The sequence below is a fragment of the Isosphaeraceae bacterium EP7 genome (assembly GCA_038400315.1).
Classification (GTDB): domain Bacteria; phylum Planctomycetota; class Planctomycetia; order Isosphaerales; family Isosphaeraceae; genus EP7.
This window is the reverse complement of record CP151667.1, coordinates 292167-306087: the sequence shown is the minus strand read 5'-3', so window position 1 is coordinate 306087 and position 13921 is coordinate 292167. Positions and strand designations below refer to the sequence as shown.

Here is a 13921-nt window from a genome sequence, read left to right as displayed (position 1 = left end):
CTCGAAATCGGTCCGCGCCCAGAGCGGGCTTCTCGACAATCTGGGGCAGATCGCCGAAAATGCCGCGCCGCCCGGGGTACGGGCGACAAACCTGAAAGCTGCCGCTGGGATTTGAACCCAGGACCTCGTCCTTACCAAGGACGCGCTCTACCAACTGAGCCACGGCAGCGTTTTTTGGTGTCGAAGGCAGTTCGTCGAATTGCTCGACTCATCTGGCTCTTTGCGGGATTTTAGGTCCCGCCTCGAACCGAACGTGTCGAATCAAACCTCCGAGAGCGGGTGATGGGAATCGAACCCACGTTGCCTGCTTGGAAGGCAGGTACTCTACCATTGAGTTACACCCGCGAGAAGACCCCATTCCCGTCGAAACTTTCCCTCAGAGGCCGGATCCCGGCGAGGGACTGGTCCGCGTCGTGAGTGTAGGTCCAGCTTGCGTGGTCGAATTCTCCGGCTGCCAGAGTGTCCGTTCGGAGTGGGTGGAGCAGGATTCGAACCTGCGAAGGTAGAACCACCAGATTTACAGTCTGGCCCCTTTAGCCACTTGGGTATCCACCCGGTTTCGGCGTCTCGTCCAGCAAGGAAGACCGGAATTGTGAAATCCGGGTTCGGTCGCTTTCGATCCGCGGTGACCGGTCTTTGTCTCGTCCGTAGCCAAAGCGGTGAAGAGCTGGCGGTGAGAGTCGAACTCACAACCGTCGGTTTACAAAACCGGTGCTCTGCCAGTTGAGCTACGCCAGCGACCTGGGTGCCGTTGAATCCCCAAAAATACACTTCCGGTCGTCCGCATTGCAAGGGCTTTCCGGCCGTCTGACACTTTTCCGCCCCTTGATCCAGTCACCGTATCGGCTCGGCCTGGACGTCGGGTTCGGTTGTTGCGAGCGGCCTCGAGCAATCCTTCGACAACGCGACCGCGTCCGAGGGTCGTCCCGCCTTGAGGGGGAGGGGCCGGCGATCGGGACGCGGTCGAATGGACGATGGCGTGCGTCTTGGGCGGAGCGACGACGATGTTAGTCTGAGGATCGGGCCTTTTGCAAGGCCGTCTCGTTGATTTTCCCAATCTCGGCCGAGCTGGGCCGCCCGGGTTGGCTCCCGGGCGTCCCGCGAGGTGCTTAGAACATCGGCAATTCGAGCTTCTCGTCGTCGGCGATGCGCCTGAGCTTGTCCTGGGCTCGTGACTCGATCTGTCGCACGCGTTCCTTGGTGATGCCCAGTTCTCGGCCGAGCTGTTCCAGGGTCTGCTCGCTGACGCCGTTGAGCCCGTAGCGGCTGATGATGATCTTCCGCTCGCGCTCGTCGAGCCGACCGAGCATGCCACGTACGGCTTCCTGCATTCGCTTCAGGGCGCTCTCGTACTCGTGCTCGTCGGCCCGGTTGTCGGCGGCGGCCTCGAACATCTCCTCGTGGCCGGTGACGAACCGGTCGCGGCGATAGTTCTCTTCGGGGATGGTGCGGGCGAAGTTCTTCATGATCGCCCAGGAGGCGTATGTGCTGAACTTGTTGCCTCGGCTGTAGTCGAACTTTTCGACGGCGCGGATGAGCGACATATTGCCGTCGCTGACCAGCTCGAAGAAGTTGTTCGAGGGGCCGACGTGGCGTTTGGCGATGGAGACGACCAGCCGGAGGTTGGACCGGATGATCTGGTTCTTCACGGCCAGGGCCTCGTCCTGGAGCGACTCGATTCGGTCCAGGGTGGTGGCCTTGGCCTTGGCCGGGTCGAGGGTCTCGCGAAGCTTGGCGGCCCGGCTCTTGAGGAAGTTCATCTTGCGGAAGAGGTGGGCCTCCTGCTCGCGAGAGAGCAGGGCAACCTCGTACAGGCTCGCCAGGTAGGGGGGCAGGCCCTTGGGCGGCTTGGTCCGCCTGGCGGGCTTGCCGTCTGCCGGCAGGGGCATCTCGGCGCGGATGGCGTCGTGCTGCGACGCCTCGTCGAAGCTCTCGTTCGGCATGAACTCGAGCTTGGTCTCCAGGAGTCGTACGGCGCGCATCTCGTTGATGAAACGATAGATGCTGGAGCGCGTCCGGCCGGTCTCGGCGGCGAGCGCCTCGACGGAGAACCCGAGCCTGAATTTCTGGTAGAGCGCCGCCTTGGCCTGGTCATCGAGCGGCCCGGTCGCGGGCCGGAAGATGGGCCGGTCCGGGTGCTCGGCGTCGTAGGCCTTCAGGGTCGTCCGGATGGTCTCGGTGGAGCGTTCCATTTTGCGTGCGATCCTCCGCGCGATCTCGATCAGGCCATGCTGGCCGACCGAGGCCATGCGACGGGCGCGGCGGACGATCTCGTCCCGTTCCGCGTCAGTCAATTGTCGGAACCGGGTGCCCCGGTCCACCTGATCCTGGTGTGCTGCGATGAAGCGTGACAGGCTCGATTCCAGGAAACCGACCTTGGTCTTCCCTTCGATGATGAACCGCCTTGCGACGAGCCCTTGGGCACGCCAGCGGTTCACGGTCCGGGTCGACACGTGATATCGATGTCCGACCGCCTCGACAGTCAGGACCGGCTCGGCGACCTGACTGGCATCCTGACCCACGGTCTTGGAGATGTCCTCGATGAACGTGAGCAGGTCGTGGGTGACATCCGGGCCGTCGAGGACGGCCGACGGGGTGACTTCCGGGCGATAGCCCGTGATCCGGAACGTGACGTAGTCGATCGGATAGCAACGCCCCGGCTCGATCTCGGCCAGCAGCGCCTCGGCCCGGTCGATCTGCTCGAGACGCCGATCGCGGGGGACGTAGCGGAGTTGATCCTTCAACTGCCGGAAAGCAAGCTGGCGATAGGTCTGAGACATCTCGACGGCCCTCCCGGTTGAATTCCGATCGACTCCCGCCCCTATTCCACTGAGCGAAATCCGGTCCGAACTTGCGACGACTCCCATCTTCTGCAAACAAGGTGCCCGAAGTTAACTCGGCATCCAACGCTCGTTTCAAACAGACGTTTCAAACGAGCGACTTGTTCATTGTATTCTCAGATCATTCAACGAAATCAACATAATTTGCCACGATTCCCGAGCGATTCCGCGAGACGTTAGGGGAGAGTCTCACTAATTCGCCCCGAAGATTTCGACAAGTCGACTACCAATAGGTTCGGACGTGGCACGGAAGCAACTCCAAATTAACGCATGCACCCTTGCGTCCGTGACACCCGAAATTCGTCATCGAAGCGCCCGATTCCTCTTCCTGTCCTACGTCTCCGAAACGAATCGGGCTTACAAATTGTCTGAAAATTGGGCAAGCGAGCCGGATCTAGGTCTTCGTTGAGCGGAAGTGGGCCCGCCCCGAATTGACAGCGCCGAGGGAGGGGGGCTAGCATCGGGCCATGCTGCGGAAGTTCCCCGGTGAAGGAGCGCTAAGGATGGCCATTCCGAGAACTTACGCAATCGTGGCGCTGGCGCTCGCCGGCCAGATCTCGGCCCCCGGCCAGGCCTTAAAGGCGGATGAGCTACGCGAGCGTGCGAAGGCGGGCCGGACGACGCGAGTCTCGATCTCGTTGAAGGCCGAAGGCGAGTGGACCCCGGGGCAGCCGCCCGGGTCCAAGGCCGAGGCGCCCCCCAAGCCGATGGCGCTGAAGGTCGAGACCAGCCTGGAGTACGCCGAGAAATTGCTGTCCGTCGATGACAACGGTGTGCCGAGCCGGTCGGCCAGGCGAATCGGCCGCGCGGCCGTGGCGGTCAACGGCGAGGTCCGGCCGTTCGCGCTGGCGTTGCGCCCGGAGTTAACGACGCTGGTCGCCGATCGCCGCGAGCAGGGGGTGACGGTCTTCAGCCCGGCCGGGCCGCTCAGCCGGCGTGAGCTGGAACTGATTCAGGGCCCCGGAGACTCGCTCACATTGGCTGGATTACTGCCCATCAAGGCGGTCGGGAAGGGGGATCGCTGGACGGTCTCCGACTCCTTCGCCCGATCGATCAGCGGGTATGACGCCCTGGCCAGCAACACACTGGAGGCCACGCTGGAGTCGATCGACGCCGAGACGGCGCGGATCGCGCTGGTGGGCGACGTCCGGGGTGCTTCGCTGGGCGGAGAGGGCTCGATGGCACTGCACGGGACGGCTGTCTTCGACCGGGCCGGCGGGTTCGTCCGCCAGCTCAAGGTGGAGCGGGCCGAGGTCCGCAAGGCCGGACAGGTCGAGAACGGCCTGGACATGAAGAGTTCCCTGGACGTGCGCCAGCAAACCGCCGACGCCCCGCCCGAGCTGGCCGACGACGCCATCAAGGGGCTTGAAGTCCCGATCGACCCGGCCTTCGAGCGGCTGACGCTCGACCTGCCGGGCGGCCGCGCCGGGGCGGAGGTCGACCGCGACTGGCACATCGCCTGGGACGACGATCGTAGAGTGGTGCTCAAGCGGCTCGATCACGGCGAGCTGGTCGCCCAGTGCAACATCTCGAAGGGCCCCGAGGCGGGCCGTGGCCGACACCAGGACCCCTCGCAGTTCCGGGACGACATCCGCAAGGCGCTCGGCGGTCGATTCGTCCAGTTCCTTGGAGCCGGCGAGGTCGAGGGCGCACCGCCTGGCGAGTTCCGCTACAAGGTGGCCGCCCAGGGACGGGAAGGAGACGTCGGCGTGATCTGGTACTATTATCTGATTGCGGACGCCGAGGGTGCGCAGCTCCTGGCCACCTTCACGCTCGGCGAGGCCCAGTCCAAGTCGTTCGGCGACCAGGATATGCGGCTCATTGAATCGATCCGCTGGGGCGTTCGCAAGCCCCAGCCGGATCGCTGAACGAACGGCCCGACTGACCGAGAGACCGCACCGACGACGTCGCCGAGAGATTTCAAAGGCCGATGACGACGACACTTGCTTCATGCCTCTGCATCGTCCGAGTCAACCGCGCCCGGCGCGACCGGTTTCTGGCCGCCCTGACGCTCGTAATCGCCTGGGCTCCGGTCACGCGGGCGCAGGCCCCCGCGGAAAAGCCGGCGTACGAGCGGGTCAATGACCTGAACGCACGATACAAGTTCATCGAGCGTTATTCATCGTCGGCCAGCCTCAGGCCGGGGGAGAATGGCCAGTACCGCGTGGCCACCCGCGAGACGGTCAAAATTGGGATCGACCTGCCCGAGGGGGACAAGGGGCGGTCCGTCACTCAACTCCAGACGATCTACACCGAGCGGCCCTACGAGGTCAGCTCCGTCGGCACGGTGACCGCGACCGTCCGGCTTTATGAGCGGGCCAAGCTCGAACGCGTCCCGCCCACCGAGGGCGCCGCACCCAGGCCGGTCGACGGGCTCTTGATCTGGTACAAGACGAGGACGGGGCGGCCGCCGACGATCATCAGTCTCTCCGGCGACCGGACGTTGCAGGTCTCCGACTTCAACCTGGCGACGCGCGGGATCTTCCTTCCCAACCTCTCCGGCGTGATGCCCGTGCTCCCCAGCCGGATCGGCGACACCTGGCGCGTCTCGGCCGCGGCCATCGAGGCCATCGCCCAGCGCGGCGAGCGGATCGCCGCCACCGAGAGCCTCGCCGCGAAGCTGATGGAGATCCGCCGCGACCCGCAGAGCGGCCTGTTCACGGCGGTTGTCGGGATCGCGGGCCGGCTCTCGGGGAACACGACGATCAGCGCCGAGGCCCTCTTCAGCTTCGAGCCCGCTCCAGCCTCCGCCACGGGGGCCGCCGCCAAGCCTCGGGCCGATGGCGGCGTCGAGGCCCGAGGCGCCGTCACCAACTTCCGCCTGACCGCCGTCACCGTCGTGCCGGTCGGGGACGATCCCCAGAATCGCAAGCGCCGGACCGACCGCCGCGAATTGGTGCTCCAGCGCCAGACGCGCACGGGCACCACGCCGCTGGCCCTGCCGCCGGAGCCTCCCGCCCCGACCATGGCCAACTCGTGGCTGACCCACACCGACCCCGCAGGCCGGTTCCACGTCCGATACCCGCAAGACTTCCGCGCCACGCCACCAAAGACCGGCGGCGACGAGCTTCACCTCGTCCGAATGGGCTCCAACGGTCCCGACGTCATCACCATCGACGTCCCCGCCACCCCCGACCCGAAGAACACGGCCGAAGTCTGGCGCGACGCCTTCTATAACGACTGGGAGAAGAAGGGCCTGGAAGTCCTCAGGGGGCCCGCCGAGTGGCTTCCCGAGGTCGAATGGCCCGGCCTGAAGGTTTACCGCGTCGAGGCCGCAATGAAGCCAGCTGCCGGGGCGGGCGCCCCCGTCGGGGCCAGCCGGCTCCACTTCGACGGCTACCTCATCAAGCTCGACGGCGACCGGGTGGCCTACGCCGAGGCTTACACCGGGGAAGACCCCCCGCTCGACTTCCGCAAGATGGTCGAGGACCTCCTGAAGACGTTCAAGCTCGGCGTCGAGCCGCCATCCGCCCCCTGAATCGAATTCGACCTTCGCTCACGACGGATGCTTGAGGAACGGCGCGAGCTTGGCCGCGCCCGAGCGCGAAGCCTCGACCACCGTGCCCGGCCGATCGGCCAGCTTCAGGCGGTACTGGCGGTCGCCCCGGCGCACGATCTCGACCACGGCTCCCATATTCACGATCGCGTCGCGGGCCACCTGCAAGAACGGCGGGGCGCCCAGCCATTCCGCCAGGCTCGAGATCGGCTGCGGGGTGGGCAGTTCCTCCGTCGCCGTGTGGATCCAGACTTTCCGGCGGCGGCGCAGCACCGCCACCACCTCGGCCCGCGTCAGCAGCCGCACCACGTCCGACCCGGCCACCTTGATCGGCATCCGCGGGGCCTCCTCCGAGGCTTTCACCGCGGCCAGTCGGTGCTGGAGCCGGCCGACGGCCCGCTGGACCTGGTCGGCGTCGATCGGCTTGAGCAGGTAGTCGACTGCCTCTACCCCGAACGCATCCACGGCGTGGCCGTCGAATCCGGTCACGAACACGACCAGTGGGGCCGTCGGCAACGTCAGCAGTCGGGCCGCGACCGACAGGCCGTCCCAGACCGGCATCTGGATATCGAGGAACGCGGCGTCGGGCCGCACCTCCTGGCAAAGCGTGAATCCGGCCCGGCCGTCGACCGCCTCGCCCACCACGTCCACCAGGCCGGTCGCACCCAGCAGGCTGACCAGATACCGCAAGGCCAGCGGCTCATCCTCGACCACGACCGCCCGGATCAAGGCCGAAGACTCCCATCCTCGACCAGCCCCGACGGGATTCTCAAGGTCGCCGTCGTCCCCCCCAGCGGGCTTCGACGCACGTCGAAGGCGTAATCCTTGGGGTACAGGGCGTCGAGCCGGCGCATCAGAAGCTCCAGGGCGTGGACGGCCCCGTCCTCGCGATCAGGAGCTTTCCAGGCCGCCATGCCGCCGGGCAGGCCCAAGCCGGTGTCCGAGACAACTAGAGTCAGCTCACCGTCTCGCACGCGTGCCTCCAGCCTGATTTTGCCGCCGACCGGACTTGGAGCGATCCCGTGGACGATCGCATTTTCCACCAGCGGCTGCAACGACAAGGGGGGGATCAGGGCAAGAAGCGCCTCGGGCTCGATCTGCCGTTCGACGTTCAGCCGACCCCCCAGCCGCAGCGCCTCGATGTCCAGGTAAGCCCCGACAATCTCCAACTCTTCTCCCAGCGGCACGGTCGCCCGGTCGTGCCGGTCCAGGCCCCAGCGCAGGAACGTCGCCAGCCTTGAGACCGCTCCCGGGACCAAGCTCGGGGAGACCACCGACAGCGCCGCGATCGTGTTCAACGCGTTGAAGAGGAAGTGCGGGTTCATGCGCGCCTGCAACGACCGGATCTCCGCCAGCGCCGTCGCCTGCGTCTCGGCCTCTCGGGCCCGCACCTCGGAGACGACCGCCAACACCAGGGCGACCCCGAGGCCGCCGAATCCGATCGCCACCATTCCCGCCAAGCGGCCGATCCCCGACGGGTCCAGCAGCCACTGACTGAACGCGGCCGAGGTCAACCCGAGCGCAAACCCCACCGCCGGCCGCCTGGCCCAGCCCGGCCAGCACAGATGCAGCAGCCCGCCGGCCACCCCTCCGGCAAACGCCCCCAGACCGCCGATCGCCTGCGCCGCCGGAAGCGTCAGGCCCATCAGGGTCGCCCCCACCCCCACGGCGATCCCCACCAAGGGACCGGCCAGCAAACCCGCGGCGCTTGCCACGATCGATTGCGCCCCGGCCGGCGTGTAGCGATGCGCCACCACCTCGACAATCAAGGCCATTCCTGCCATGACGAACAGGGCCGCCACCGTCGATCGTCCCCGCCCGGCCCGGTCCCGGCGAATCTGCCGGGCGAGCAGGTCGGCATGGGCCAACGCCAGCGTCATCGTCAGCAGAATACAGGCCTTCTCGGCGACCTGAGATACCCCGTCAATGGTTCGATCCCCCGCGTGAAGCGACCATCTCCGCCTCGAACATGCGTCCCGGGGAGCGTCCTCCCCAAGGCGCCGGGCCAACGTCGGCCGGATTCCTCAGCGTTGAAATCATAGGCGCCGCCGCCCGATTCACCCACCATCCGCCCGAATTGCCGAACTTCCCCACCCAACGGCCGAATGCGTCCATTCCCTGAGACATCGATCCGAGAATTTCGGGATCAAAACCGGGCTCGACGGGCAAGTCTCCCGGTGCGGTAAGATCGTCCGAGCCGCGTCCGTCAGTTGTAGGGGGGAGGCACCCTTTGGATACGATCCAGCGAGACATGCGAACCCTGTTCTTCTCCGGGGCCGTCGGCGGCCTGTCCGACGGCCGGCTGCTGGAACAGTTCGTCGCCAGCCGCGATGAGTTCGCCTTCGAGCGCCTCCTGGAGCGCCACGGGCCGATGGTCTGGGGCGTCTGCCGCCGTGTCCTGGGCGACCACCACGACGCCGAAGACGCGTTTCAGGCCGCCTTCCTCGTCCTGGCCCGCAAGGCCGCCAGCGTCTCCCCACGCGAGTCCGTCGGGGGCTGGCTCCACGGGGTCGCCACCCGAACCGCACGCAAGGCCCGCACCACGGCCGCACGCCGCAAGGCCCGCGAGCACCGCCTGGCAAGTTGGACTCGACCCAACTCCGCCACAGAGGCCGCCCCTACCCACGACCTCGCCGCCCTGCTCGACATCGAGCTGGCCCGCCTGCCCGAATCCCAGCGATCCGCGATCGTCCTCTGCGACCTCGAAGGCCGCACCCGCGCCGAGGCTGCCCGGCACCTGGGCTGGCCCGCCGGAACCCTGGCCAGCCGCCTCGCCCGGGGCCGAGCCCGACTCGCCGCCCGCCTCGCCCGCCGTGGCCTGTCCCCCATCAACCCCGACGATCCCGCTCGCGCCCTGCCCGCCGGCCTCATCCTCCCCGCAGGCCTCGCTGCCAAGGCCGCTCACACTGCGAGTCTCGCCCTCTCCGGCTCCCTGCCTGCCGGAGCCATCTCGTCCCGTGTTGCCGCTCTGGCCGACTGGGGAACCCGAATCGCCGGCCTCCAGACGACACTCATCACCGTTGCGGTGATGACCTTGGCGCTCGGTGGTACGTTCTCCTACATGGCCCTTGCCTCCCCCCCGACCGAGCTTCGTCAATTACAACCTGCGACCAAGCCGCCGACGGCCGCCAGGGCCGAAGACATCGGCAAGCTCCGCGCCGATACCGATGATGCCTTGAATCGACTGATAGCCATCATTCCCGCGATCACGGACCTCGACGATCGGATTTTCATCCTCTGCGAGCTCGCCCGCATCCAGGGGAGGGCCGGCCTCGAAAAGCCCCTCGAATCCACCATCGAGCAGGTCATCCGCGACGCCAACGAGTCGGAAAGCGACCAGCGCCGACGCGATGTCGCCGGCTACCTGGCTGGCCTTGGGCGTGGTGCGCGAGCCTTCCAGCTCGTGAACGAAATACGCAAGAACGACGATCGCATGAACTCCCTTGTATCCGTTGTTGCAAACATGGCCGTCGCAGGCGACCTGGACGGCGCGCTGCGGACTGCCGCCGCGATCAAGGAGGCACGAAGTCGAGCCGAGGTCCTTGCCACGATTGCTTCACTCCGCGCAGACCGTGACGATCTCTCGGGTGCCATGCGGGCCGTCGAAGCGTTGTATGACGATCAGCCGGACTTGAAGCAGGACGAGGATTCCTACTTTCGCAATGAACGCCCCCGTGCGTTGCTGGCCGTTGCCGCGGCTCAGTCCCGCCTCAAAGACCCGAACGCCGCGATCACCCTGGAACGCGCGGTTAAGGCCGCTCGATCGATTCCCCGCGTGATTGACGGTGATGGACTCGAGTGGGGCGATCGGACCTGGGCGATGATCTCGCTCGCGGCCGGCGTGGCCCGAGCCGGCGATGACGCAAGGGCCCAGGAAATCATCCAGGGCATGCGTATCCCGTCGAAACTACTCGACCAAGCCTGGGTCGACCTCGCATCGGCCCAAGCGTTCCGCGGTGACCCCAAGCTGGCCATCGCTACCCTGGAACGCGTCAAGAACGATGACTTGAAAAAATGGTCCGTCGAGCCGGTCGTCAAGGCCCTCATCAAGACCGGCGACTTTGAACACGCACGAAGGGTCGCCGACGCCGCCTCAGATCCATCCGTACGAATTCGGGCCCGGGTCGACCTCGCCAAAGGCCTTGCCATGGAAGGGCACCAACGCGAGGCCGACGAGCTTTTCACCAGGATCAGGGGAGAAGCCTCCGTCGTTGCGCAAACGTCGGAGTACTGGAACCCAACCCGGGATGCCTTCGGCTACCTGGCCAAGGCACAGGCCGAGATCGGTGAACAGGCGACCGCACTGGCCTGGATCGAACGCGAGACGATTCCGACCACAAAAGCCTGGGCCCTCCTCGGCCTGGCCGGAGGACTCGCCGACCGACTCCCGCCTCAAACCAGACGTGTCCCTGAACCACTCCCACTCAATCTCCTGAACGACGACCCACCCGCACCGACCGTCAAGGCCCCGCCCCTCTCCGAGCCTCGTGTCTCTTACAGTGGCAAGCTCATCCTCTTCGGAACCACCCGCGCCGACCGCCCCGGCACATCGGCCATCGAGGCGATGGACCTCGACGGCTCTGACCCCGAGACACTGCTCACCCTGGGCAAGGACGAATTCATCGAGATCGGCCGGGTGTCTCCCGATGGTTCCCGCCTGGCATTCAGCATCCTGGATCCCGCCGTGGAAGGTGTCCATCGCTCCGCCTCGTCGTGGGTCTTCTCGGCCGAGGGCGGCAGGAAGAAACTCACCGAGAACGCGACCCTCATGGCCTGGTCACCCGATGGCACTCAACTCGTTGCTTACCGAAGGCGCGATGAGAACTCGGTCGAGAATTTCCTCATCGACGCGAGCAACGGCAAGATTCGCCCCTTGCCGCTCTCCGAAACCGACATCGTCAGCGATTGGTCTCCTGACGGCCAATCGTTCGCCGTCATCGAGTCCAATCCGAAGCTGACCTATGAACAAAAAGGGACCTATCCCCTTCGTCGGCTTTCCCTGGTCAAGCCCGACGGTACCGACCGCAAGCCCTTCAGCATCGGCCCGCCCGACCACGACAGCATCAACGCCCGCTTTTCAACGGATGGCAAACGCCTCGCCTTCACCGAGGTCCGCCACATCGACGGCCGTCGGCAACACCTGGCCGTCGTCCAGACCCTCGACGGCAGTCCGCCCCAGGATCTCGCGGCCATCCACGACCTGAGGCAGGGCAGTCACGAGTTCGACCTTCACTCGATGCCCTGCTGGTCCCCCGACGGCAAGACGGTCACCTGGATGCTCGGACGCCAGAAAGTCTCCTCCTCGCCGAGACATATGGAACTTTTCACAGCCACTCCCGCCACCGGTAAGATCAGCCGCCTGGATCTCGACAAGCTCGGCATCACCGGGATCGGTTCTCTGGACTGGCGTTGACCCGCCGACGGCCGGATCACCAAACTCTATACAAATTAAATCATGATGAAGTCTCAATGGCATTATAGCCCGATCGTACTCGCGATGGGGGCCTTGATCCTCCTCGCCTGCACGATGACCGTGCGGGCGATGGCCCCTCAAGCCGCGCCTCGACCACTCGACGCTCTGGCCGAGGCCCGGATCGGGCTCGCCCGCGAGACGCTCAGCGATTGCCTGGATCCGAAGAACCACGACGACTGGCCCAGGATCACGGCCTGGATGAAACGCATCGCGGAAACGCGACGCGATTTCGGAGGCCCGAAAGCGGACATCGACGCCGATTTCAAGGCTTACATCAACCACCTCAAAGTTCTCGAGTCTGATCAACGTGCCGAGCAAGAGGCGGAGACCGCGTCGAAAGAGGGGGGCAACGATCTGCGTTACCAGATCCTCGAAGCAGAGACCTGGCTGCAACAGGCCCGAGATCGTTCGAAGTGAACACAGAACCGCGGTCGAACACCGCAGCCATTGTTCAGGGGATGAGCATGTTGCGGACCGACGCAGGATCCAGCATGACTTCGCCCTCAAGTTCGAGGGACTTCCGCAGGCCGTCACCCACACCCTGTTGAGTCATGGACAATCTCCCCACAAAGACGTACCGTCTGACATCGAACTCGACCTAATCATCGAAGGAGATGTCATGCCTCGATCATCTCGGACCTTCCTCGCGTTCGTGTTCCTGTTCGTGCTCGCGACCTCGGCGAGGGCCGACGCGGGGGCGACGATTCCCACCTACCGGCTGAAGGTCGGGCAGATTCTGAATTATCACGCGGAGAGCTCGACGAAGTACGGCGAGCGTGGCTTCGGAAGCTCGACCGACTGGCGGGGCTGGGTCGTGCGGCAGAACCCCGACGGCGGCTGGCGGGTGGTGCTCCGCTCCAGAAGCAAGGAGACGACGACCAACGCGGGCAAGACCCAGGACGACGGGCCGGCCAGCCTGATCCTTGTTTACGCGGATCTCAGGCCGGATGGCCAGTTCTCCCCCAATGACTCGCTGAGCACGCAGATCTCGCTGGCGAATCTCTTCCCGCAGCTCCCGCGTGACGCGGCCGAACTGAGCAACGGCTGGCAAGGCACGTTGCCGTTGCAGAATGGGCACACCGAATACCATCGCGCCGATCCGCCCGCCGCCGATCCCTCCGCCTTCGTGTTCGAAAGTGAACACCACAGCCAGATGAACAAGGTTTATCTCTCGACGGGCGGGGCACGTCTGACCTTCGACCGCGAGCGGGGGCTGATCACCCGCTCTGAAAACCGACATACCCAGGATTACGGCGTCCACTCGAAGGGTTCGGGCACCACCGAGCTGATCGCCATCGAGGAGCAACCCATCGAGAAGGCCGCCACCTTCGCCGACGAGGCCGACCGATTCTTCGACCTTGCTCGCCGCCGCGACGAGATGCTCGACGAGGCAACCAGGGATCCATTGCGCACCGAGGCCTTGCTGGCCCAGGTCAAGGCAACCCTGGTCGAAGCCCGCGACACCTTCCGGCTGCCTGACTTTCTCGACCAGCTTGACGCCCTGCTGAAGAAGCACGACCGGCTCTCGACTCACCTCCACCGGGAGGCCAAGGACCGCGCCAAGCTCATGGGCATGGACGTGGCCGACTGGCAGACGACCGACCTGGATGGCAAGCCGCACGCTTTGAAAGATTTCCGCGGCAAGGTCGTCATCCTCGACTTCTGGAATCGAGGCTGCGGCTGGTGCATTCAGGCCATGCCCCAGATCAAGCAGCTCGCGGACGATTTCCAGGGGCAGCCGGTCGCCATCCTGGGGATGAACACCGACCCCGACGAGAAGGATGCCCGCCTGGTCCTCGACGTCATGTCGCTGAATTACCCGACCCTGAAGGCCCAGGAAATCGCCGAGACCTATCAGGTCAACGCCTACCCCACCCTCCTGATCCTCGACAAAGCCGGCAAGATCGCCGACGTCCATATCGGTTATTCCCCGCATCTCCGTGACCGGGTTGCCGCCAGCATCAAGGCCCTCCTTGCCAGGGAATGACCGGAGACGAATACGAGAACGAATCACGACCCGACGATCCGGGAGATTCCCCGACTCTCCCGGATTTCCCTCGACAACGCTTTCGCCTCAACGCCCCAGGTCCTCGTCGCCCGACGAACCGAATG

General features: G+C 65.5%; 8 protein-coding genes and 4 tRNA genes. 5 read left to right on the top strand and 7 right to left on the bottom strand.

Annotation, left to right across the window (positions count from 1 at the left end; genetic code table 11):
- Window positions 1-96: 96 nt before the first annotated feature.
- From EP7_RS01210 to EP7_RS01190, 5 genes are all read right to left on the bottom strand, one after another.
- A tRNA-Thr gene (locus EP7_RS01210) sits at window positions 97-169 on the bottom strand.
- Window positions 170-274: 105 nt separating this feature from the next.
- Window positions 275-345 (bottom strand) — tRNA-Gly (locus EP7_RS01205).
- Window positions 346-473: 128 nt separating this feature from the next.
- Window positions 474-555 (bottom strand) — tRNA-Tyr (locus EP7_RS01200).
- A 110-nt stretch (window positions 556-665) separates the two neighbouring features.
- Window positions 666-738, bottom strand: a tRNA-Thr gene (locus EP7_RS01195).
- Window positions 739-1109: 371 nt separating this feature from the next.
- Window positions 1110-2780, bottom strand: coding sequence for a sigma-70 family RNA polymerase sigma factor (locus EP7_RS01190; RefSeq protein WP_463525724.1), 1671 nt, complete (start codon window positions 2778-2780; stop codon window positions 1110-1112).
- 563 nt (window positions 2781-3343) lie between these two features.
- On the opposite strand from EP7_RS01190, the gene EP7_RS01185 reads away from it, so the two are divergent.
- Together EP7_RS01185 and EP7_RS01180 are read left to right on the top strand one after the other, a co-directional pair.
- Complete coding sequence (locus EP7_RS01185; protein WP_463525723.1) at window positions 3344-4708, top strand: hypothetical protein; 1365 nt, start codon at window positions 3344-3346, stop codon at window positions 4706-4708.
- Between the two features lie 62 nt (window positions 4709-4770).
- Window positions 4771-6318, top strand: coding sequence for a hypothetical protein (locus EP7_RS01180; RefSeq protein ID WP_463525722.1), 1548 nt, complete (start codon window positions 4771-4773; stop codon window positions 6316-6318).
- A gap of 18 nt (window positions 6319-6336) precedes the next feature.
- On the opposite strand, the gene EP7_RS01175 is transcribed toward EP7_RS01180, so the two are convergent.
- On the bottom strand, window positions 6337-7065 hold the full coding sequence (locus EP7_RS01175) for a LytR/AlgR family response regulator transcription factor (RefSeq protein WP_463525721.1): 729 nt from the start codon (window positions 7063-7065) through the stop codon (window positions 6337-6339).
- Window positions 7062-8204, bottom strand: a complete 1143-nt coding sequence (locus tag EP7_RS01170; RefSeq protein ID WP_463525720.1) for a sensor histidine kinase — start codon at window positions 8202-8204, stop codon at window positions 7062-7064. The genes EP7_RS01175 and EP7_RS01170 overlap by 4 nt, the downstream gene beginning before the upstream one ends.
- A 383-nt stretch (window positions 8205-8587) precedes the next feature.
- Between EP7_RS01170 and EP7_RS01165 the strand changes: the two genes are divergently transcribed.
- The 3 genes from EP7_RS01165 (at window position 8588) to EP7_RS01155 (ending at window position 13796) form a co-directional block, all read left to right on the top strand.
- The gene (locus EP7_RS01165) at window positions 8588-11749 is read left to right on the top strand and encodes a sigma-70 family RNA polymerase sigma factor (RefSeq protein ID WP_463525719.1); all 3162 of its coding nucleotides are present in this window, start codon (window positions 8588-8590) and stop codon (window positions 11747-11749) included.
- Window positions 11750-11791: 42 nt separating this feature from the next.
- Entirely contained in the window at window positions 11792-12226 is a 435-nt protein-coding gene (locus tag EP7_RS01160; protein ID WP_463525718.1) for a hypothetical protein, read from the top strand.
- A 202-nt stretch (window positions 12227-12428) separates the two neighbouring features.
- The gene (locus tag EP7_RS01155; protein WP_463525717.1) at window positions 12429-13796 is read left to right on the top strand and encodes a TlpA family protein disulfide reductase; all 1368 of its coding nucleotides are present in this window, start codon (window positions 12429-12431) and stop codon (window positions 13794-13796) included.
- Window positions 13797-13921 lie beyond the last annotated feature (125 nt).

Coding starts and splice junctions, on each gene's coding strand:
- EP7_RS01190 (WP_463525724.1), bottom strand. CDS start 2,780: ATGTCTCAGACCTATCGCCAGCTTGCTTTCCGGCAGTTGAAGGATCAA.
- EP7_RS01185 (WP_463525723.1), top strand. CDS start 3,344: ATGGCCATTCCGAGAACTTACGCAATCGTGGCGCTGGCGCTCGCCGGC.
- EP7_RS01180 (WP_463525722.1), top strand. CDS start 4,771: ATGACGACGACACTTGCTTCATGCCTCTGCATCGTCCGAGTCAACCGC.
- EP7_RS01165 (WP_463525719.1), top strand. CDS start 8,588: ATGCGAACCCTGTTCTTCTCCGGGGCCGTCGGCGGCCTGTCCGACGGC.
- EP7_RS01160 (WP_463525718.1), top strand. CDS start 11,792: ATGATGAAGTCTCAATGGCATTATAGCCCGATCGTACTCGCGATGGGG.
- EP7_RS01155 (WP_463525717.1), top strand. CDS start 12,429: ATGCCTCGATCATCTCGGACCTTCCTCGCGTTCGTGTTCCTGTTCGTG.